Raw genomic sequence first — 21,368 nt, 5'->3', positions numbered from 1 at the left:
GGGCAATCAGAGAAAACGACCTCATTTCTTATTTACCTCCTGGCCGGGAGCGCTGTAATTAGTTCAATACTGCCATTGCTGCGAACTTGCCAAACGGACTTCACGCCTGCCGTCACTCCATTTGGCCCTGTTATCTCAGACGATACCTCAATTTTTGAGCCCCTTACAGAGGCCGACCCAAAGTTATCCTTAAGTTGATTTGTCAATGCAACGCCAAGGTCGTCTCCCGCAAAGCCGAGATAATCCTTAAAATATCCACCCTTCCCTAGGCTGTCTTGGCTATATGCTACCTTCCCGAGCAAATAGTCGATTTTCCCGAAGGGGCTGTTATTTGGGCCCGGAATGGCAATTTTTGACGTGTCCAGAATGGCCCCATCTGCTCTGGCAAGAAAGCGGGTGGCGGTGTCTTGTGCAGCTCCTGGTATCTGAGCACTGGGAGCAGTGCTGAAGCGCACCTTCGACGCGGCGCTGGCGCCGGCGATTATCCCCGCGATGTCGAAGGCCGTGTCGATGACCTTCTGATCGCGCGGATCATTGGGATTGGCGAAGAAGTACTCACCGGTTAGCCGGTTTTGATAGAGCAGGCGACCGCTTTCGTCGACTGCCCCGAAGTTGCCTCCGTTCTCATCCGTGCCGATGATGACCGGCCCGTCGCCGTAGATCGCGGCGTGGTTGCCGAGAGGTCCCGCGAAGCCGTTGAGGAGGGTCAATCCGCCGATGATCTGCTGGATGGTATCCGGCCGGGCAGCCATCATAGCCATGTAGGCTTCAAGGCACTTCTGGCGATCGTCGCCAGAGAAGGTGATGGTCTGCCCGTCCGCTGTCTTGACCTGGCACGTGCCGGCAGCATGTGCGGTGCCGATGAACAGGTCGAACAGGTTGAAGCCCTGGCTCGGGTTGCAGGCACCCAGCTGCGCGACAATATCAGCATCGCTGAGCGCACCCCGCTCCTTGGCAGCGGCGAGATCGGAGAACGTGGCGTTCCCCTGCCGCCCCAGTTCGCCGAACACGCCGGTGGAGATCTCGGCCAGTGTCTTGCCGACGAATTCAACAGCCTTGATCGCCTCCCGCACCGCCGTGTCCGACACATAGAACTCGACGCCGGAGCGCTCGTTCTTGGTGATCTCCTGCGCCCTGTCGAGATCGCGGTTCAGCGCTGCGACGTCCTGGGTCTGGTTCTTCCGTGTCGCGGATGATGATCTCGCCGGCACCGACCGTGGCGCGGGTTTCCTGCTCGCGGTCATGCTCGGCGACGTGGCCGGACAGGCTGCCGCCGGTGGGGACGCCCGTCGCCGTGTAACCGGGCTTGTCGCCGCCGGCAGGCGAGGTCCCTTGCTCCTTCTGCCCCTTGCCGTCACGGTCGATGGCGAAGCTGATTCCCGCCTGAGCGCTCCACGACGAGCCTTTGTCGTGGTCGTGGAGGTCGGAGAAGCCGAGCGTACCGGTGTCGAGGACAAGGTCCCCGGTGAGCGAGGCGATGACCGCGCCGTCGATCTGCGTGTGGCCCTCGACGCGAGCGTGGAGCGTGTCGAGGGCAATGATCGACGTCTGGTCGTTGACCCAGGCATGGTCGGAGGAGCCGCGGCCCGCGCCCACCGAGATCGAGCCCGAGACCGGGCTGGTGCCGACGCCGACGAACACGCTGCCGCCGATATTGCTGGAGCGGCTCGCCCCGTGGCCGGTGTCCTGGCGCGAGGCGACGGTGAGGTCTCCGCCGATGTTGAGGAACACGTCCCGGCCGGTGGCGTTGGCGCCGGCGAGCGTCGCATCGCGCCCGGCGACGATGGTGAGCGTCTCGCCCGCATCGAGCCGGGCGTTCAGGCGACGGTGAGGGCCGCCCAACGCCCTGCTACTGTCGGAAGCCCAAATGAGTGACCACAAGGTCGTTCGTCGAAGATGCCCTGAAGACACCTCCGTCTTCCGCTTCACCGCGGCGCTCACCCGGTTGTGTGCGAACGGAGCCTGCCAGCCCTATTTAGGGCCAAGCGGACAGGGTACTGGCCGGCTTCCCTTCGGGGGCGTCCCAAGGCAGGTCCGGCCCCAGCCGCTCAACCCTTTAGGGACGGGCTCCTATGAGGCGGATGGAGGCGAGCTTGACGAAGGCGAGCGCTTTTGCGTTGACTGTCCGTCCGCGAAAAGCGCAACCACAGAATCATGGTTTGTATTCCACAGTATAGTTGTTACCGAGCTCCTTCTGTAATCGCTTGGCTAGCTCGGCACCTTTTATAATATGGACCGCCTCCAGATCAGACGACTTAAAGCCAGAATCAGGCGGATATTCGCTGTTGAAAGTCGCCTGATACTCATCGTCCCAAGCTAGAATGGCTCGCTTCAGCTCCTCCGAAATGGGGAGATCATCAACATCAATATGACCCATTTTTTCCGAGTCGGGACAGAAGACAGGCCCCGCCAGATACTCATTCGCAAGCCGTACCGTCATCATGGCAATGGCTTCCAAGTGCTGACCGGATTTGCTCGAACAACAAATCCATTCGATCCAATACCAATCGCTATATACTGCTCGACACCGTTGTGTATAGTGCGGTAGACATTTGCTGATCCGTTCGTTCCTACAATACTTCCTTGTTCAATAGCATTCATAACGACCGTCTGTATCTTCTCGCGAGGTATTCCTTTATTAACGAAATCAACTTCATGTCTCTTATAAATATGCTGCAATCCTGCAGAATCACTGCCTATTTCAATCCAGACTGTTCTTCCGTCCGGAAGCCTGCGGATATCAACCACATTCGCAGGTGTGATCTTGGTTCCGCCCCTTACCAGATCATCAATAAGCTGTGCTCTATTTGCCCCCTTCACAGCGCCGTACAGCTCGCGCACGGTATCAGAAATCTTGGCGGTAAAGCCAGCGCGCGCGTCCTTGGAGACGAACTTCATCGATGCGATCACAGCGGCGGCGATCAGCCCGGTGGCGACCTCGGGGCTGAACTCGCCGTTGCCGAGGGCAACGAGCTGCTTCGCCAGGAACGTCCCCATGGCATCGGCGAGGTCCTCGACGCGGCCGCCGCTTCTCTCGAACGCCTGCCTCGCTTCCGCGGCGAACTGATCCATGATCAGGCCCGACGGCAGCAGATCGAGCGCGCGCATTGCCTTGGCGAAGCCGTCCGGATCGGCGGCAATGCGATCGGCGAAATAATCCACGATCGGCGCCCCGTAGGGCGCGATGGCCGAGCGCAGCTTGTCGAGCCCGTCGAGGCACAGGTCGATGGCCTCCCGGCTGTATTGCTCGCAGACGCCGGCGTAGGCAGGGCCGACGAGGACATCGATCAGGTTGAAGCCGCCCTGGCTGGCGCAGGCCTGCAGGGCGGCACGGGGAAGCTTGCCGTCCAGCACCTCGCCCATCAGATCGAGCGCTTCGGCCTTTGTCGCCGCAGCAATATCGCTGCGGGTGTCGAACAGGCTCGACAGGGCATCGACCAGGGTGCCGCCCACCAGCTGCATGGCAGCGAGCGCACCGGCGATATCAGCCGGTCGTTGCGGGACGCCCTCGGCAGCCGCCTTGCCGAGCTTGTCGAGGTTGTCGCGGATCCCGGCGAAAACCGAGGCGATCTCCTGGATGGCGGACGAGGAGACATAGAACTCGACGCCGGAGCGTTCGTCCTTGGTGATCTCCTGCGCCCTATCGAGATCGCGGTTGAGAGCCGCAACGTCCTGGGTCTGGCTGGTTTGGAGGCGGTAATGACCCGCTATTACAAGTGCATCTTTACGCCGCTGATCCCATCAGTAGCGTGCCGTCCCCGTGGAAACTGAGTAACGGTGACGAGCATTCAAAGGGCGGGATCTTTCGACCTCCAGCCGCCCGCCCCTCTCTCGTAGCAAGCGTAAAAACTTCGAGGCCTTTCGATGGCCCCAGACTCCGATATAGTCGCAATTAGTTTCGTCATTTGTATAAACCACCAATCGCCCAAATATCTCCTTGATGGAAATTTCATCAAAAATATTACCCTCACCTAGTTTATCAATTACGCAAACAATAGTATCCCCAGCCGCCGAAAAACCGGTGTCTCGAAACCAGTACACCCGACTACTTTCCATGATACACCTACTTCAGATTAATATGATGATTTCCGATTCCCGGAACTTCCAGATTTATATGCGGAACCTGCCCAGATAGATATTGTCCAGGCAACAAATCAAAACGGATTATCAGCCCATTAGGGAATATAAATTGAGTAGCGCCCTTGGGAGTCGTGACTTGACGAGGCTTTCCACCACCTAGACTTTCAAGTTGTGAAGCAATTGACCCTGTTACTAAATCATCATCGTCAGCAGATTCGGCGCGCCTCATAAGGATATCATAAAGCGCAGCCATCCCAACGTTCGCCGCGTTAATGACTTGCTGAGCAGCGGAGGACGACACATAGAACTCGACGCCGGAGCGCTCGTCCTTCGTGATCTCCTGCGCCTTGTCGAGATCGCGGTTCAGCGCCGCGATGTCCTGGGTCTGGTTCTCCGTGTCGCGGATGATGATCTCGCCGGCGCCGACCGTGGCGCGGGTCTCCTGCTCGCGGTCGTGCTCGGCGACGTGGCCCGAGAGGCTGGCGCCGGTAGGCGCTCCCGTCGGCGTGTAGCCAGCCTTGCCCTTTTCTCCGGTGCTCGCGCTGATCCCCGCCTGAGCGCTCCAGGACGAGCCCTTGTCGTGATCGTGGATGTCGGAGAAGCCGAGCGTGCCGGTGTCGAGGGTGAGATCGCCGGTGAGCGAGGCGATGACCGCGCCGTCGATCTGCGTGTGGCCTTCGACGCGGGCGTGGAGCGTATCGAGGGCGATGATCGACGTCTGGTCGCTGACCCAGGCATGGTCGGAGGAGCCGCGACCCGCGCCCACCGAGACCGAGCCCGAGACGGGGCTGGTGCCGACGCCGACGAACACGCTGCCGCCGATGCTGCTGGAGCGGCTCTCCCCGTGGCCGACATCCTGGCGCGAGGCGACGGTGAGGTCGCCGCCGATGTCGAGGAGAACGTCCTGGCCGCTGGCGTTGGCGCCCGCGAGCGTCGCATCGCGCCCGGTGACGATGATGAGCGTCTCGCCGGCATCGAGCCGGGCGTTCAGGTTCTGGAGCCCGCTCATCTGATCGCGAGCATGGGCGATGGAGCCGTTGGCCGTGAGGCCGACGGTGGCCCCGCTGGTGAGGCTGACGCTGGCGCCGACGCCCACCCCAAAACTCTTCGACGAGGACGACCGGAACGAGCCGTAGCCGGATTGGGCGCTTTCGACGACAAGGTCGCGGCCGACATCGAGGATGAGGTCCTGCCCGGCAACCGCCTGGGTGCCCTCAAGGTGCATGTCGCGGCCGGCGGTCAGCGTCAGGTCGCCGGCGGCGGTCAGCGTCGTCGGCCGCGCCGTCTCGCCGTAGGCCCACTGCCGGCTCGTCGAGGAGGAGGCGCCGGCGGTGATCGAGCCGGAGAGGGTCGGGTTCGACAGCTGCAGGGCGGCGTCGACCCCCTGCATGATGCCGGAGGCCATGCCGATCGCCTTGTAGGCGTCGTTGCCGTAGCCGGAGTTGAAGGTGGAGGCGGCGCCCTTCAGCTGCTCGAGCGCGCCCGAGACGTTCTGGCTGACCTCGGCCTTGAGGCCGACGAAGCTCTGCTTGCGGATCTCGAGCTCGCGCTCCACCTCTGTGGCGGCGAGCAGCGCAAGGTCGCGTTGGGCGGTGACGGCGATGTCGCCGCCGGAGACGATGTCGGCCGCGGTGGCGGTGACGTCGCGCCCGGCGGTGATGACGACCCCGCTGCCGCCCTGGATGAGCGAGGCCTCGGCGACCGTCTTCTCGTGCGCCTGATAGAGGCTGTCGCGATGGGCGCCGATCGACAGCGAGACCGAGCCGTTGCCGGCGGAGACGCCGATGCCGACGCCGGAGACTTTTCGCGAATAGGTCGAACCCTCGGCCTCCATCCCCGGGGCGATGGTGACGTCACGCCCGGCGGCAAGGCGCGCCTCCTCCGCGGCCGCGATGGCCGAGCCGACGATGTCGATGTCCCCCTTGGCGCTGATGTCGACATTGCCGCCGGCGGTGAGCGATGAGGCGACGTTGGCGACCTCGGCCGTGGTCGAGGCCACCTTCTTCGAGCGGTAGACATCCATCCAGCCGTCGCCGAAGTGGAGGCCGACGCCGGAAGTCTTTTTCCAATAGGCCGTATCGCGCACGTCCTGGCCGGCGAGGATGCGCACGGAGGCATCCTCGCGGCCGTCGGCGCCGGCACCCGCTGCGACGGTGAGGTCCTCGCCCGCCGCCAGATGGCTCGCCACGACCGTCACGTCGCCGGCCGCCGCGACGGTGAGATTGCCGCCGGCCGAGATCAGCGAAGCGACGTTGCGCTCCTCATGCTCGCTATAGCCGAAGGACGAGCGGCGCAGGGCGTTGCCCTTCCTGCCGCCCGCGGCGACGTCGGTGACGTCCACGACGGACGAGATGACGATTTCCCCGCCGGCCGCGAGGGTGGCATCCTCCGCCGCCGTCACCGTCGATCCCGCGACGATGAGATTGCCGCCGGCGGCGATGGTGAGGTCGCCGCCGGAGGCGACGAGGCCGGCGGCGTGCTCGACGGTGTCGATCCGCGTCCAGCGCTTCTTCGAGCCTTCGAACAGGCTGTTGGCGATCTGCTGCGCCTCGAGGATGACGTCGCCGCCGGCCTTCAGGGCGAGGCTGTCGTTGCCGATGAGGACGCCGCCGCGGTTGACGAGGTCGCGCTCGGTGGTGATGAGCAGGCTGTCGGCCACGATGAGGCCGCCCGACTGCAGCTCCTGCCAGGCGTAGCGGCCCTGCGCTGTCCAGGCGGCGCGCTGCTCGTTCAGGAACTCCCCGGCGGTGATGGTGAGCGTGTTCTCGGCGAGGATGGCGCCGGTGTTGTGCACCCTCTCGCCCTCGAGGAGGATGTCGCCGGCGATGAGCTCGCCGCCGGCACCCTTCACCCATTCGCCGAGCCGGTCCTCGGGCAGGAGGAGCTGCGGCACGAGGACGGGGCGGCCGTCGATGAGCTTTTCCTCGTACCAGAGGATGGGCTCGGCGATGCGGGCCTTCTCATCGGCTGTCAGCACCTGGCCGAGGCGGATGTCGGGATTGGCCTTCAGGAACGCGACCGTGCCCTGGTAAAGCGCCTCCTGCTGTTCGACGGGATTGCGGTAGGCGGGGTCGAGGATGGCGCGGCCCGTCTGCTCGATGAGCGCCTCACGGATGAGGCGGCGCTCCGTGGTCGGGTCGGCGAAGACGGTGATGGGGCCGCGCACGTCGCCGACCTCGGCGAGGATCCATCCCGGGCTGCGCTCGTCGGTGCCGCCGGGGATGGGCGCGCCGTTGAGGAAGGTGACGTCGCCGACGGTGACCGGCTTCGGCGCGGCAACGGCGCCGGCATAGGCGGCAAGGTCGATCGCCGCATCCGGCAGGCGCGGCGCCGCCGTCGGCAGGTTGCGGTCGGTGATGCCGATGGTGATCGCCGGCGCTTTGATCTGGGCGGTCTGGGATTGCACCGTGCCGGTATTGGTGAAGCTGCCGCTGGCATTGGCGCTGAAGGCCCCGCCGGCATGGAAGAGGGCCGGCGTCTCGCCCACCGCATAGACATAAGGACCGTAGAACACGCCCTTGCGGATGGCGGTCTGCGTCATCGTCAGGGTGCGGGCGAGGTTCTCGACCGTGCCGGCGGTGATGACGAGGTCGGTGCCGGCAAGGATGGACGAGGCCAGGTTGCGCACGGTGCCGGCGCTGATGGCGAGCCGCCCGTCGGCCTGGATGGTGGCGGCGCCCGAGGTCTCGTACTGCGTCTTCTCGTTGCCGTAGGCGTCGGTGCCGCCGGGGATGACGTAGTCGTAGTTGGAGATGCCGACGTCGGTGCGGGTGTTGAGCACCGTGCCGCCGACAGTGATCGCCATGTCGCCCAGCGCCTCAATGACCGAGGCGTGGTTCCTGAGGTCGCCGGCCGCGCGGATGTCGGCATCGCCGCGGGTGAACAGGACGCCGCCGCCGGGATTGCCCGGATCATTGCGGCCGACGAGGATCGAGCCGCCGGTCGAGGCGAGGCCGAGGAAAGAGCGCGAGGCGATGGTGCCGAGGACGGTGAGGTTGCCGGCCACGGCAAGCGCGAGGCTGCCGTCGACGATCAGCTGCTCGCCGGCGCCGATGGTGAGCCCCTGCCCCGTCAGGGTGAGCGCCAGGTCCCTGCCGAAGTTGAAGGTGCCGCGATCGGCGCCGCCGGCGCGCGTCAGGTCGAGGTCGGTGGTGGCCGCCTGGACGGCGGCGCCGTCGCGGCCCTGCAGGACGGAATGGGCGCGGTTGGCGAGATGGCCGGCGACGAGCGCCGTCAGGGTCTTGCCGGACAGGACGGCGAGGCTGCCGGCGGCGCCACGGCTGTCGAGGCTCGCCGCCTCAAGCTGCAGGGCACCCGCCGCATCGACGATGCCGGCATTGACGAGCGCGCCGGCGAGCGCCAGCGTCACATTGTCCCCCTCGACATGGGCGCCGGCGGCATTGGTGAGCCCGGCGGCCGCCAGGAAGATATCGCCGGCCGCCTTCACCGTGCCGCTGTTGGCGATGGTGCCGCCCGCCGCGATGCCGATGGCGCCGCCGCTCTCGATGCGGCCCGCATTGGCGAGGACCCCGCCGATCTCGGCCTCGACGAGGCCGAGCGCCTCGATGACGCCGGCATTGTCGACGTTGTCCGTGACGGCGAGCGCGACGAGCCCGCCCGCAAGGCTCGCCCCGGCGCGGTTGGCGAGGGAGCCGGCGGCGAGCGCGAGGCTCTCGGCGCCGATGGCGCGGCCGCCGTTGTCGAAGGCCCCGGCGACGATCAGGTCCGCCGTGACGGCCGACAGGAGGCTCGCCGCCGAGCCGGCGCGGTAGGAGGCGGAGCGCAGCGTTAGCGCCCCGTCGCTGGCGATGACGCCGCCCGTGTTGGTGACGTCGCCGGCGACGATGGCGAGGCTGCGCGGCGACAGGATGCGGCCGAGGTTGGTGAGGTCGCCGGCGACGGCGAGCGTCAGCTCCGGCCCGTAGACGACGCCGCCCGCTTCATTGGTCAGCACGTCGCTCGCCAGCGTCGCCGTCAGGCGGCCGTAGAGCGTGCCGGCATTGACGATGGCCTCGCTCGCGGTGAGCGCCAGGTGATCCTGGACGAGCGCGCCCGTGGCGCGGTTCTCGAAGCGCTTGCCGACGGTGAGCGCAAGATCGGGATAGTCGAGGACCGTGGCGTTGGTCAGCGTCTCGCGCGCGGCAAGCGTAACGCGCCCGGGCGCCGAGAAGGCCGTCCCCTCCCCGAGCGTCAGGTCGGGGGCCGCGACGGTGACGTCGGTCTCGGCGGCGAGCCCCGTGGCGTCGAGGCGGATGCGGCCGAGGCCCGAGACGGAGATGTGCCGGCCGGCGGCGACGAAGCCGTCGGTCGTGACGTCATCGGCCTCGATGGCCACGTTGCCGAGCGCCGAGGCGGTGCCCGTGGCGAACAGTGTGCCCGACGCGCGCAGGCTGATCGCCCCGCCGGCGGCGAGCGTGCCGCGGCTGTCGAGCGAGCGGATCGCCTCGGCGACGATGTGCTCGTTGGCGGCGAGGCGCGCCCCCGCCGCCACCGTCACGTCGCGGCCGCGCGCCGTGAGCCGGCCGGCCGCGGCATGGTCCCCGGCGAGGCTGAGCGCGCCCTCCGCCTTGAGGTCGAGGTCGCCCGCCGCCGCGGCGCCGGCGAGCGACAGGTCGCCGAGCGAGCGCACGACGAGGTCGCCCTCCCCCGCGCTCAGCGTGCCGGTGAGATGGACGCCGAGGTCGAGGTCGCGCGACAGCACCGAGATGCTGCCGGCGCTGACCGTGCCCGCCGCGCTCGAGCGGATGGCCGGGCCGGAGACGGCCGGGATGTCGACGCCGGCGAGCGGCGTCGCGACGTCGCTCTGCTGGTCCCAGTGGACCGCACCGGCCCTCAGGCGCACGCGCTCGCTCGCCGTCACCGCCCCGTCGATGGCGAGCTGGCGGCCGACGAGATCGATGCGGGAAAGGGCGCCGTCCGGCGCCGAGACGCCGGTGCCCTCGATCGACACGGTGCCGCGCCGCACCGCGAAGCCGACCGTGCCGGTCGTGTAGTCCGGCACCGGCACGCCGGTCGACAGCGTCACCCGGCCGGTGTTGAGGAAGGCGCAGGAACGGCAGGTCACCCCGTTCGGGTTGGCGACGATGACGTCGGCCTTGGCGCCGAACACCTCGGTCGGGCCGTTGAGCAGCGAGGACGCGGTGCCCGTGACCTCGTTGAGGATGACGCTCGCCGGCCGCCGGCCGACGAGGTTGGGGTTGGCGCCGATCTCGCCGCCCAGCACCGAGGTGCCGCCGAGCCCCGAGTTGTTGAGGATGAGGCCGCGCGTGTCGACGTTGTACGCGCGGAACTTGTTGTGCGAGAGCCCGCCCAGCGACGGCGCCGTGATGTCGACCACGGGCGCCCCGCGCGGCGAGACCCCCACCCGCGGCCGGAATTCGATCGGCGCCGTCGGATCCGTGATCACCTGCGCCTCAGCCAACCCCGCCGTCAGCGGCTGCAACGCCACCAGCACCGCCGCCAGAAGGCCGCCGGCCCGCCCGGCGAGCGAAGCCCCGATCCGCGACAGGCGAAACCCGGCCGGACGGGCGCTCGGACGCATGGCATCGACAGGAAAAGGACGCATCGGGAGGGATCTCGGACGTGGGCGGGCGAACAGGCGTGGCGGAATGGTGCTCAGCGCTCCGGAGGAGCCTCGGGCATGCCGTCGAGACGGGCGTAGACCTCGGCCAGGGTCGATTCCGGAGCCGGGCAGCGCTTGGTCCTGGCGATGTCCTCGAGCACGCGGTTGCGGTTGCGCAACGCGTCGATCTCGACCTTCTCCGGCGACTTCGGATCGATGAAGAAGAGCGCGGGCAGGAAGAGGACGACGCCGGTCGTCGCCAAAACCGCGTTCTTGACGTTGGCGCTGTCCTTTTCCTTGATCGTCGCGACGATCTGGCGCTCGTTGGCCTCGAACTCGCGCGCGATTGCCGGGCAATCGAGCGACACGTCCGCCACATTGGTCGCGGGGACGGGCTTCGCCTCACGCCCGCCGCAGCCGGACAGTGCGAGACCGGCGGACACGATCACAACGAGCGCCCCGGCCCGTCCAAGAACAGTCGTCATCATCTTCTTCCGTAAATGGCCGGGCATCGGCGCCGGCAGAAAATTCGCGCTCACCGCGCCGCCCTCCACGCCTTGGCCTCGGCCTGCGCCTTTGTGACGTCCTCGGGGGACAGCCCGGCCGTGACGCGGGCGAGGGCCTCCGTGCCGCCCGGGTGCTGGCGGGCGGCGGCGAGGTTGTAGTGGACGTGCGCCTTCATGAGGTCGGGCGGCAGGCCGAGGCCCGCCTCGTACATGGCGCCGAGCTCGAACAGGGCGACCGGATTGCCGAGGGCGGCGGCCCTGCCGAAATAATCCGCCGCCTTCCCTGGATCCCGGTCGACGCCGAGGCCGTCGCGCCAGATGAAGCCGAGCGCGTTGAGCGCGCCGATGTTGTTCTCGGCGGCCGCCTTCTCGTACCAGGCACGGGCCTTGGCCGGATCCTTGTCGACACCCCTGCCCTCGGCGAAGAGCCCGGCGCAGTTGAAGGCGGCATCGGCATCGCCCTTCCCCGCTGCCTCGCAGATCAGCTCCTGCGCCGCCGCATAGTCCTGCAGCACGCCCTCGCCGCGGTAATGCATGAGGCCGAGGCGGTTCATGGCCTTGGCCGAGCCCTTGTCGGCGGCGGCGAGGTAGAGCACCCGCGCCTTGTCGAAGCTCGCCTCGACGCCGATGCCGAGCTCGACCATGCGCCCGAGATAGAAGGCCCCGTCCGGCGCGCCGGCGTTGAAGGCCGCATTGAAGCGTGCGAGCGCCGTCGAAAAGTCCTTGCTCTCCAGCGCCGCAAGGCCCGCGGCCAGGGCGTCCGGGGCCGGCGCTGCGGAAGCCTTGTCCGCAGACTTATCCGCAGCCTTGGCCGCTGCGGGCTTGTCCTTCGCCGGCGGAGTGGCGGGCGATCTGGCCGGTGTCTGCTGGGCGACAGCCGCGGTGGCTGTCAGGAGAATGGCGGCGAGCGCTACCGTCGGGCGCATGAAAGGACCTTTCAGAGCAGTTTGAAGCTGGCGGTGAGGTAGACTTCTGGTGTCGTCGGCCCCTTCAGCCCGCGCTGGTAGACCGGCTGGGCGATGCTGGCGTCGAGGTTGAGCCGGCCATGGCGGTAGCGCAGGCCGGCACCGAGGCCGGCGCGGGCGAGGTTGCGGCCTTCGGCGAGATTGCGGCCGTAGCCGAGGTCGGCGAAGACATAGGGCTGCAGGGCCGAGAGCACCTCGTGGGCGAGGACGAGGTCATCCTTCAGGTCGCCGATGATCGCGTCGGCCGGCACGGCGAAGGCGAATTCGCTGCGCAGCACGGCCCCGCTGTCGACCTTGACGGCGCCGTTGGTGAAGCCGCGCACGGTCGACGAGGAGCCGAGCGTCATCTCGTCGTCGCCGTAGAGCGGCACGGGCGAGAACTGCGCTGCAAGGTCGAGGCGCAGGAGGCCGATGTCCGGCACGGCCTTGGCGAAGCCGGCGAAGGCGTCCAGTTTCCAGAACTGGGCGTGCGGCGCGTCTGCCGGCAGGTCCGGCGCATCCTTCGTCGCCCCGAGGACGGGAAGCCCGCGGTTGATGCCGGCGCCGTAGGAGAGTTGCGCCTTGTCGAAGAACAGGGTCTCGGAGAGCCCGAGGCGGGCCACCGAGAGCGCCTGCGGCGTCAGCTGGGCGGAATTGACGAAGCGCTCGGAGCGTCGCCATTGCAGCGAGCCGTCGATGGCGACGAGCCGGTCGGCGTTCTTGACGAGCGCATACGACAGCCCGCCCGTCACCGTGCCGCTGCGGCTGAAGAGATCGACGGTGGGGACGATTTCCGTCAGGGATTCCGAATAGCCGGCGGCGAAGGAGAAGGTGAAGCGCCGGAAGGGCAGCGAGGCGGCGGCCCGCACCTCGTTGCTGTCGACGCCGCCGGCATAGGACAGCTGCCAGGCGTCGCTGATGCCGATGAGATTGTCCTTGGAAAGGTCGAGCCGCAGGCGGTTGGCGACGGTCTGGCCCGAGCCGTTGATATCGGCGCCGTTGATCTCGTAGCCGGCGAGAAGACGGAAGCTGTCGGCCGGCCGGTTGACGACGACGACGTTGCTCGTCGCCGGCGCCTCGCCCGCCTCGAGCTTGGCCTCCGCATGGCCCGAGCCGACGCGGTTGATCTGGTCGACACCGTGCTGCACGTCGTGGAGCTGCAGCACGTCGCCAGGCCCGATGGCGAAGGCGAACCAGGGCTTGAGGCCGGGGTGGGACGCCCCGTCGAGGATCTGAAAGCGGTCGAGCGGGTCGTCGAGCGTGTCGAGAAGGCCCGAGAGGCCCGAAATGACGCCCCAGAGCCCCCGCGCCTCCTCCACCGTGCCCCAGGCCTTTGAGAGGCGTTCGCCGAGCGGCAGCGCCTCGTCGCCGGCCTCCTCGCGGTAGGTGATGGCATCGACCCGGCCGGTGAAGACATTGAGCGCGAGCGCCCGGCTCGCCACCACGTCCTGCTCCGGCACATAGGCCTGCGTGGTGACGTAGCCGCGGTCCGCGTGCAGCGCGTTGACGGCGCCGACAATGGCGTTGAGATCGTCCGTGGTGACGCAGGATCTCACCTTCGGCGCGACCGCCTGCCGGATGTCCTCGTCGTCGATGAGCTCGATGCCGGCGATGCGGATCTCGTCGATGGCGAAGCAGCCGGACGCCTCGGCCCCGTCCTGTGGCCCGGCGCCGCTCGCGATGGTCAGCGAGCGTCCCGTGGGCTGCAGCGGCTTCTGCCTGCCGGCCGCCTCGCCCTCTGCAGCGATGACCGGCGCTACGAGCGCGCCGCAGGCGAAGGCCGTGCAGGCAAGGGCCGCGACGAGGCCGCGCGCGATGGACCGGAGCGCTCTCGCCATCTCAGAACCAGTCCGCGACGAGGCCGATCTTGCGCCGCGGGGCAGCCGGACGCGTATCGGGCGAAGAGACCGCCAGGATTCCGTTCGCGATGTCGCTCGCGGCCCCGGCAAGGATGGCGCCGGCGTCCAGGATCACGGGCCCGTCGGAGACGATGCGCAAGGTGCCGAAGGTCGTCTCGAAGACGCCGCCGACCTGCTGGAAGGAGACGACCGTCGTCGGGCCGGCGAAGGCATTGCCGAGGCCGCCGGGCATGGTGGCGAAGACCGGTACGCTGCGGGCGGTGCCGCGCACCTCCGGGGCGGTGATGACCAACTCGCCGATGGCCCAGATGCGCCCGCCGTCGTTGACGACGCTCTCCCCGGCCGTGATCAGCATGCCGGCCTCGGCATTGATGTTGCCGCCGACGATCGCCGCGGTGGATGCTCCCCTCCTGGTGCAGGTGAAGCCGCAGGTCTCGCTGTAGCTCCAGGAGCCGCTCGCCAGCCCGATGTTGTGCAGGCGCTCGGTCTCCATGACCAGCGCGCCATAGGCGTCGATCTGGCCGCTGTTGACGACGTCCGCCGCAAAGATGAGGACCGTTTCGCCGGCGATATAGCCGAGCTGGAGCGGAATGCGCGGCAGGCCGTAGTCCATGCTCGCCACCGTGAACCGGCGGCGCTTGCCGAACAGCCGTCCGAAGAACGACCCATGCGCCCGTTGCACGACCGCCACCTGCGGCGTACCGGCCGGCGTCATGTCGGTGACATTCTCCAGCCGTGCCGCGGTGATGTTCACGCGTTCCGCGGCAACCAGGCGGCCGGTGCGGTTCTCCACCGTGCCGCCGGCCGTCACCGAGAGCCCGCCGTCGCCCGCGGCGAAGGCGATGGCGAGCCTGTCGGGACTGTCGGACAGGAGGCGGATATCGCCGGAGGCGAAGAGCGTGACGTCGCCTCTGGAATCGGGATCGTCCGCATCCATCGCCGCGCCGGTCACCCGGCCCTTCAGGACGAGGTCTCCGGCGCGCGCCAGCAGGGTCACGGCCGACTTGCTTGAGGCGAGCGTGCTCTGGCGCGCCGGCGCGTTGAGAACCTCGACGGCATCGGCGGCGATCTTCACCGCCCGGTCCGCCTCGATCGCGGCGCCCGCGAGCGTCACCTTGCCGTTGGCGTCGATCGTGAAAGTGCCGCGCGCCGCCTGGCCGGCGCCGGCATAGCTCACGCCGGCGCCCTTGGCGTTGACGGCGATGCTGACGCGGCTCGCCGACAGGGAACCGCGCTGCGTGACGTCGACGAGGACGTCCTCGGAAGCACCCGCCTTGATGCTCCGGCTCGTGATCCAGCCGGGAATGCTGTCGCCCGCGCGGACGGCGGCATCGAGCGTCAGTTCCGCGTCTCCCGCCGTCAGGCCGACGTCGGCCTCGGACATCGTGTTCGTGTTGGTGACGGGCCCGTCGATCCTGATCCTCGCGGCGAGCATCTGCAGGCTCGCCATGGTTCCGCCGAGCCCGCCGGGGCCGACCTCGATGTCGCCGGCACCGGACGTCGCCGTGATGGCGCCGCCGTCGATGCGCACCTGGCCGGTCGACAGCAGCACGCCGCTCGTGTTGATGAACGAGCCGCCGTTGACGGTGATGCCGTTGGGGTTGGCGAGGATGACGTGCGCCCTGTTCCCGAGCACCTCGAGCGGCCCTTCGATGCGGCTGCGATTGGCGGAGGTGACCTCGTTGAGGATCGTCCTGGCGCCGGCCCCGGCGCTGTTGTCCAGCACCACGCCGGCGGCCGGCACGGAGAAATGCGTGTAGGTGTTGCGGCTGATGTCATGGGCGCCGGGCGGCGCGATTCCGACGGTGATCCGCCCCCCGGCGCCGACCGTCACCATCGTCGCGGTGCCGCCATCGGCCTGCACGGCCTGCGCCAAGGCCGCCCCGTTCGCACCGAGGGCAAGCGCGGCGAAGCCGGCGGCCAGCGCGAGCGGCCGCCCCGATCGACGGGAGGGGATCATCGGGCCGGCCCGTCCAGCGCGCCGATAGCCTTGGTGAAGCCGGCGAGCGACACGGTCACGTCGGCCGGCTTCTCCTTCGCCGTCCAGACGCGGAACACCGCCTTGTCGCCCGCCTTCATCTGCGCGAGCACGTTGCCGGCGAGCGCAAAGCCGGCGTGGCAGCCCGAGGCGTTGCAGGTCTCGACGAGCAGCTTGTAGGGCTTGCGCCCGTCGATCCTGAGCTCGATGCCCGGCGCGAGATAACCGCCGAGCGGCACCGAGACGATGCCGACGAGCCCCTTGCCGCCGGCGTCCGGCAGGACGGTGAGGAGGAAGACGGTCTCGCCGCTGTCCTTCACCGCGAGCCGCTGCACGGCCTTGCAGTTGCCCTTTGCCGCGGCCGTCGCCCCCGTCCCCTCCCCGCAATGCACCTCCCAATCGTCGAACCGCTCCACCGCCGGCGCGGCGAGGGAGCGATCAAGGCCGGCGCCAAAGGCGGCAGCCAGGACGACGGGCAGGAGGACGTGAACGCGGGAGGAAAGCGCGAGGAACATGACCGGATCGCAATGGGGGACGAGCCGCGTGCGATCTAGCAGGGGTCAACCATAATCACAACCCCTGATTGGATATACATTGCGTGCACAACTTTTAATAAAATTTGTTCGAAATGTGGCGGACGGCGTTCAAAAACATGGCGCGAGGCCCGTTGTCAAGGCATCGCAGGCTCGGCGGGATACCCATGCTGCAGGTCGATCAAGCAGGACGGCCCTGTCCGCGATCTTGTCCGCTAGCGCCCCGTCGTGCGTGACCAGGAGCACGGCGAGCCCGGTGTCGCGCACGATCTCGAGGAGCAGCTCGACCACCTCCTTCTGGCTGACCGGATCGAGACGCGAGGTCGCCTCGTCGGCAAAGAGGAAGACGGGGTCGAGCAGGAGCCCGCGGGCGAGCGCGAAGCGCTGCAGCTCGCCGCCCGAGATCTCGCCCGGCCGGCGGTCGAGGAGGTGCTCACCGAGCCGCAGGCGCGCGATGAGCGCTTCGGCCTTGCCCCAGGAGAGGCCGTGGAGCCCGACGAGATCCGCCAGCGCGCGCCGGATCGTCTGATGCGGGGCGAAGGCCGCTGGCGGGTCCTGATAGAGCTTCTGGAAACGCACCGGCGGCACGCCACCTTGCCGCTCGACGGTGCCGCTGCCGGCCGGGGCGAGGCCGAGGAGGATGTTGCCGAGCGTGGTCTTGCCGCAGCCGCTCGGCCCGACCACCGCCACGATCTCGCCGGCGCTAACCTCTATGTCGAGCCCCTCGAACAGGCTTCGCCCGCCATAGGCCTTGGCGAGAGCGCGGCCGGTCACGACCGGGGCGCCGGCCTGTGTCGGCACCCGGCGCTGCCACGTCGCCGGATCGGCGGCGAGGAGTGCCTTCGTGTAGGGATGGGTGGGAGCCGACAGAACCTCCTCCGCCGGCCCGTAGTCGACGAGCCGCCCGTCCAGCATCACGCCGATCATGCCGCCGAGCGCGCCCGCGACGGCGACGTCATGGGTGATGGTGAAGACGAGCCGGCCGGCCGCGATCTCCTGCTTCAGCCGCTCCACCACGCCGTCGCGCAACGCGGCGTCGAGCCCCTTGGTCGGCTCGTCCGCGATCAGGAGGGCGCTGTCACTCGCATGGGTGATGGCGATGGCTGCCCGCTGGCACATGCCGCCCGACATCTGGAAGGGATAGAGCGTCCCGGCACGGTCGAGGCCGACCTCGGCGAGGTTCTCCTCGGCCCGAAGCCGGCTTTCCTGCGCGCTGCGCCCATGCACGAAGCGGTGCACCTCGGCCACCTGCCCGGCAATCCGCATGGTCGGATCGAGGGCGAGCCAGGGTTCCTGCGGCAGGAGCGAGATGGTGCGTCCCCAGCCCTTGCGGCGGACCGCGGCCGGGGCGGCGAGGAGATCGGTGCCCGCGAGGCGGATGTGCCCCGAGGCGGTCAGGCCCGGCGGCAGGCTGCCCATCACTGCCTGGGCGACGAGCGACTTGCCGGAGCCGCTTTCCCCGAGCAGCGTGAGCGGCTGTCCCGGCCGGACAGAAAGAGTGACGTCCCGCACGATGGGCCCGGCACCGCCACTGACGCTCAGCCCCGCGATCGACAGGTCGCGCATATCGGTGGCGACGTTCATCGGCCTTCTCCGCGTGCGACGAGTTGCAGCCCGAGGACCAGGAGGACGATCAGCACCGCGGGGGCGAGCACGTGCAGGGGCGCCTCGGCGTAATAGGGAAGCAGCTCGACGATCATGCTGCCGAGTTCGGGCGTTGGCGGCTGCAGGCCGACGCTGATGGCGCTCAAAGTGGAGATCGCGATGATCGCGGTGGCCATGGCGAAGGCGGCGAGCGTCGCGATCAGCGGCGCGATGACCGGCAGGACATGGCAGCGCAGGATGTATGCCGGCCCGAAGCCGAGGAGCTTCGCCGCCTCCACATGCGGCTCCTTGAGGAGCGAGGTCGTCGTGGCGCGGGTGACGCGGTAGAACTCCACCCACAGCGTGAGTGCAAGGCCGAGGTAGAGCGGCCCGAAATGACCGGGCGCGAAGGCGAGCAGCAGCAGGACGAGCATCAGCCCGGGCAGCGCCAGGACGATGTTCGCCAGAAGCTCGAAGGCCCGCTCGGCGAGGCCACCGCGCCAGGCGGCGACGAGGCCGAGGAGGATGCCCGGCACGGCGGCCGTCAGCATGGTGAGGAAGGCCATGCCGAACGACAGCCGCGCGCCATGGGCGAGCCGCGCCAGCAGGCTGCGCCCGTAATGGTCGGCACCGAGGAGATAGTCGCCGCCGACGGGCGCGAGGCTCGCCGACAGGTCCTGCGCCGCCGGATCGACCTCGATCACGAGCGGGCCCAGGATGGTAAAGGCGGCGAGAGCGGCGATGAGGGCCGCGCCGGCCCCGCGTGCCGTCACGGCGCGGGGCCGGGACGCGGTGAGAACGTCGAGGCCGGTGCTCATCGCGCGCTCCTCAGCCGTGGGTCGAGCCATGCGGAGGCGGCGTCGACACAGGCCGTGACGGCGACGAAGATGAGCCCCATGGCGAGTGCGGTGCCCTGGACCATGGGAATATCCCGCTCGACGATGGCGTGGACGAGGGCATGGCCGATGCCGGGATAGGCGAAGAGGCTTTCCACCACGACGACCCCTTCGACGAGATAGATGGCCTGCAGGCCGAGATAGGAGACGACCGGGATGGCGGCGTTGCGCAGCCCGTGCCGGCGCACGACGACCGCTTCCGGCAGCCCCTTGTGGCGCGCGAAGGCGAAATGGGGCGCCCTCGCGACCGCCGCAACGGCATCGCGCGTGACCCGGCTCGACACCGCGGCGAGGCCGAGGGCGAGCGTCAGCGCGGGCAGCACGAGGTCCCGCGCCGTCCCGAAGCCGGCGGGCGGCAGCCAGCCGAGCCAGATGGCGAAGACGAGGATGAGGACGAGCCCGAGCACGAAGGGCGGCACGGCGCGCAGGCTGACGGAGGCGGCGAGCCCCAGCCGGTCGGCCCAGCCGGTCGGCCTGAGCCCCGCGAGGACGCCGGCCACGGGGCCGATGGCGAGCGAGATGAGGAGCGCCGCGGCGGCGAGCCAGAGCGAAGCGCCGAGCTGGACCTTCAGCTCCTCGATGACCGGGGCGCCGGTGACGAGGGAGTGGCCGAGGTCGAGCCGGGCGAGGGTCTCGAGCCAGTCCAGGAACTGGGCGGGCCATGGCCGGTCGAGGCCGAGCTCGAGCCGCACCTTGTCCGCGGCTTGCCCGGTCATGGCATCCGGCCCATAGCGACCGGCCGCGATGCGCATCGCAGCATCCCCGGGCAGCGCCCGCATCAGCGCGAATGAGAGGGTGCCGACGACCAGCGCCACGAGGCCGGCCTGTGCGAGGCGGGCCAGGAGAAAGCGTCTCACGAAGCGTCTCCTATTCGGCCCAGCGGACGGCGGCGAGGCCGTAATTGACCTCGAGCGGATCGACCTTGACGCCCGTGATGCGCTTGCTGGCGACGATGGCGAGTTCCGACCAGGTGACGGGGATGCTCGGCAGCTCCTCCTGCAGGATCTCGACCGCCCGCCGCTGCAACGGCGCGCGCGCGCCGGGGTCGCTCATGCCCACGAGCCGGCCGACGAGCGCCGGCAGCTCCTCGTTCGACCAGCCCATGGCGCCCCAGTCGCTGCCGCCGGGGCCATAGTCCTGCAGCAGGGTTCCGATCGGATCCGGGACGATGGAATAGAGGCGCGAGACGAGACCCATCTCCAGCGTGCCGTCGCGATGGCGGCTCGGGATCTCGGAGCTGTTGCCGACGGACACCTTCACCTCGATGCCCACCTCCCTCAACTGCGCCTGCAGCGCCGTGGCGATGGGCGGCAGCTCGGGCCAGTTGGCGTAGGTGACGAGCGTCACGCTGAAGCGCCGGCCGTCGCGCTCGAGAATGCCGTCGCTTCCCGGCTTCCAGCCCGCCTCGGCCAGCAGCCGCTTTGCGGCCTCCAGGTCGCGGCCGAGCGGCGCGAGATCAGGCACGTGCCAGCCGGCGAGCGCGGGCGGGAAGAGCTGCGTGGCGGCAAGGTCGGGATTGCGCAGGATCACCTTCGCGATGCCCGCCCGGTCGATGGCCTGGCTCACGGCCTGCCGCACCTTCGCGTCGTCGAAGAAGGGCGAGCCGGCATTGACCTTGAGGATGCGCGTGCGCGGGATCGTCGCGATCTGCACGTCGAGCTTGCCGTTGCGCCGCAGGCGTTCGACGGAGACCGGCAACATGGAGAAGACGAGATCGGCCTCGCCGCTCTCGGCCATGAGCGCGCGCGTCTCGCCCTGCCCGACGGCGAGATAGCTGACCTCGGCGATGCCCGGCTCCCCGCCCCACCAGCCTCGCGACGCCTCGAGCTCGAGCTTCAGGGGCGGCGTCAGGCTCTTCACCTTGTAGGGACCGGAGCCGACGATCCGCGAAACCTTGCCGGCATCATCGTAGGACGAGGGGGCGAGGATGATGGCGCTGAAATTGACGAGATAGGCCGGCAGGGCGGCGAAGGGCTTGTCGAGGCGGATCACCACGTCCCGTCCGTCGCCTGCGATGCCGGCGATCGGCACCTGCGTGAGCACGCCGACCCCGGCCCGTGCGCGCTCCAGGCTCGCCGTGGCGGCTTCCGCCGTCACGGGCGTCCCGTCATGGAAGACGGCATCGGGGCGCAGCGTGAAGCGCCAGACAAGGCCGTCGTCGCTGACCGACCACGCCGCGGCGAGCGCCGGCACGAGCCGCCCGCTCGTGTCGGCGGTGACGAGCGTCTCGGCCACCTGCAGCCGGCTGAACACGTAGCCCGACTGCGCCGGATCGACACCGGCTATCTCCCAGGGGCCGACGACCTTGAGCGGCTTCGCCGCCACGGCCGTGGACAGGGCCGCCAGCGCGGCAGCAAGGAACCATGCGATGCGCATCTGAGCCTCGAAACGAAATGTTATATCGTTTCATTAACCGGATGAGCAGG

General features: G+C 68.6%; 14 protein-coding genes. All 14 read right to left on the bottom strand.

Annotated features, from left to right (window positions below):
* Positions 1–32 precede the first annotated feature (32 nt).
* A complete protein-coding gene (locus tag GGR16_RS12240; protein WP_053193340.1) occupies positions 33–1,088 on the bottom strand; it encodes a hypothetical protein in 1,056 nt (351 codons plus the stop codon).
* The gene (locus GGR16_RS12235; RefSeq protein WP_053193342.1) at positions 1,048–1,842 is read right to left on the bottom strand and encodes a hemagglutinin repeat-containing protein; all 795 of its coding nucleotides are present in this window, start codon (positions 1,840–1,842) and stop codon (positions 1,048–1,050) included. Before GGR16_RS12235 ends, GGR16_RS12240 begins: the two co-directional genes overlap by 41 nt.
* 310 nt (positions 1,843–2,152) lie before the next feature.
* A complete protein-coding gene (locus GGR16_RS12230; RefSeq protein ID WP_156332692.1) occupies positions 2,153–2,443 on the bottom strand; it encodes a hypothetical protein in 291 nt (96 codons plus the stop codon).
* Complete coding sequence (locus GGR16_RS12225) at positions 2,440–3,462, bottom strand: hypothetical protein (protein ID WP_183316784.1); 1,023 nt, start codon at positions 3,460–3,462, stop codon at positions 2,440–2,442. Before GGR16_RS12225 ends, GGR16_RS12230 begins: the two co-directional genes overlap by 4 nt.
* Before the next feature lie 601 nt (positions 3,463–4,063).
* Positions 4,064–10,645 carry a hemagglutinin repeat-containing protein gene (locus tag GGR16_RS12220; RefSeq protein ID WP_183316783.1) on the bottom strand — a complete coding sequence of 2,194 codons (6,582 nt, stop codon included), beginning with the start codon at positions 10,643–10,645 and terminating at the stop codon, positions 4,064–4,066.
* Positions 10,646–10,695: 50 nt separating this feature from the next.
* Complete coding sequence (locus tag GGR16_RS12215; protein ID WP_026015309.1) at positions 10,696–11,127, bottom strand: hypothetical protein; 432 nt, start codon at positions 11,125–11,127, stop codon at positions 10,696–10,698.
* A 50-nt stretch (positions 11,128–11,177) separates the two neighbouring features.
* The gene (locus GGR16_RS12210) at positions 11,178–12,074 is read right to left on the bottom strand and encodes a tetratricopeptide repeat protein (RefSeq protein ID WP_183316782.1); all 897 of its coding nucleotides are present in this window, start codon (positions 12,072–12,074) and stop codon (positions 11,178–11,180) included.
* An 11-nt stretch (positions 12,075–12,085) separates the two neighbouring features.
* Positions 12,086–13,930, bottom strand: a complete 1,845-nt coding sequence (locus tag GGR16_RS12205) for a ShlB/FhaC/HecB family hemolysin secretion/activation protein (RefSeq protein WP_183316781.1) — start codon at positions 13,928–13,930, stop codon at positions 12,086–12,088.
* A gap of 1 nt (position 13,931) precedes the next feature.
* Entirely contained in the window at positions 13,932–15,911 is a 1,980-nt protein-coding gene (locus GGR16_RS12200; RefSeq protein ID WP_183316780.1) for a filamentous hemagglutinin N-terminal domain-containing protein, read from the bottom strand.
* On the bottom strand, positions 15,908–16,444 hold the full coding sequence (locus GGR16_RS12195; RefSeq protein ID WP_183316779.1) for an invasion associated locus B family protein: 537 nt from the start codon (positions 16,442–16,444) through the stop codon (positions 15,908–15,910). The genes GGR16_RS12200 and GGR16_RS12195 overlap by 4 nt, the downstream gene beginning before the upstream one ends.
* A 129-nt stretch (positions 16,445–16,573) precedes the next feature.
* A complete protein-coding gene (locus GGR16_RS12190; RefSeq protein WP_246373000.1) occupies positions 16,574–18,046 on the bottom strand; it encodes an ABC transporter ATP-binding protein in 1,473 nt (490 codons plus the stop codon).
* Positions 18,043–18,864: an ABC transporter permease gene (locus GGR16_RS12185; protein WP_183316778.1), complete on the bottom strand. Its 822-nt coding sequence runs from the start codon at positions 18,862–18,864 to the stop codon at positions 18,043–18,045. The genes GGR16_RS12190 and GGR16_RS12185 overlap by 4 nt, the downstream gene beginning before the upstream one ends.
* Entirely contained in the window at positions 18,861–19,799 is a 939-nt protein-coding gene (locus GGR16_RS12180) for an ABC transporter permease (RefSeq protein ID WP_019403205.1), read from the bottom strand. The genes GGR16_RS12185 and GGR16_RS12180 overlap by 4 nt, the downstream gene beginning before the upstream one ends.
* Before the next feature lie 10 nt (positions 19,800–19,809).
* Positions 19,810–21,318: an ABC transporter substrate-binding protein gene (locus tag GGR16_RS12175; protein ID WP_183316777.1), complete on the bottom strand. Its 1,509-nt coding sequence runs from the start codon at positions 21,316–21,318 to the stop codon at positions 19,810–19,812.
* Between the last annotated feature and the right edge of the window lie 50 nt (positions 21,319–21,368).

This window comes from Chelatococcus caeni, from assembly GCF_014196925.1.
Classification (GTDB): domain Bacteria; phylum Pseudomonadota; class Alphaproteobacteria; order Rhizobiales; family Beijerinckiaceae; genus Chelatococcus_A; species Chelatococcus_A caeni.
The sequence above is the reverse complement of the archived record's forward strand: the minus strand, read 5'-3'. Positions and strand labels throughout refer to the sequence as shown.

Coding starts and splice junctions, on each gene's coding strand:
- GGR16_RS12200 (WP_183316780.1), bottom strand. CDS start 15,911: ATGATCCCCTCCCGTCGATCGGGGCGGCCGCTCGCGCTGGCCGCCGGC.
- GGR16_RS12215 (WP_026015309.1), bottom strand. CDS start 11,127: ATGACGACTGTTCTTGGACGGGCCGGGGCGCTCGTTGTGATCGTGTCC.
- GGR16_RS12220 (WP_183316783.1), bottom strand. CDS start 10,645: ATGCGTCCTTTTCCTGTCGATGCCATGCGTCCGAGCGCCCGTCCGGCC.
- GGR16_RS12205 (WP_183316781.1), bottom strand. CDS start 13,930: ATGGCGAGAGCGCTCCGGTCCATCGCGCGCGGCCTCGTCGCGGCCCTT.
- GGR16_RS12225 (WP_183316784.1), bottom strand. CDS start 3,462: ATGCAGCTGGTGGGCGGCACCCTGGTCGATGCCCTGTCGAGCCTGTTC.
- GGR16_RS12210 (WP_183316782.1), bottom strand. CDS start 12,074: ATGCGCCCGACGGTAGCGCTCGCCGCCATTCTCCTGACAGCCACCGCG.
- GGR16_RS12185 (WP_183316778.1), bottom strand. CDS start 18,864: ATGAGCACCGGCCTCGACGTTCTCACCGCGTCCCGGCCCCGCGCCGTG.
- GGR16_RS12195 (WP_183316779.1), bottom strand. CDS start 16,444: ATGTTCCTCGCGCTTTCCTCCCGCGTTCACGTCCTCCTGCCCGTCGTC.
- GGR16_RS12230 (WP_156332692.1), bottom strand. CDS start 2,443: ATGATGACGGTACGGCTTGCGAATGAGTATCTGGCGGGGCCTGTCTTC.
- GGR16_RS12190 (WP_246373000.1), bottom strand. CDS start 18,046: ATGAACGTCGCCACCGATATGCGCGACCTGTCGATCGCGGGGCTGAGC.
- GGR16_RS12175 (WP_183316777.1), bottom strand. CDS start 21,318: ATGCGCATCGCATGGTTCCTTGCTGCCGCGCTGGCGGCCCTGTCCACG.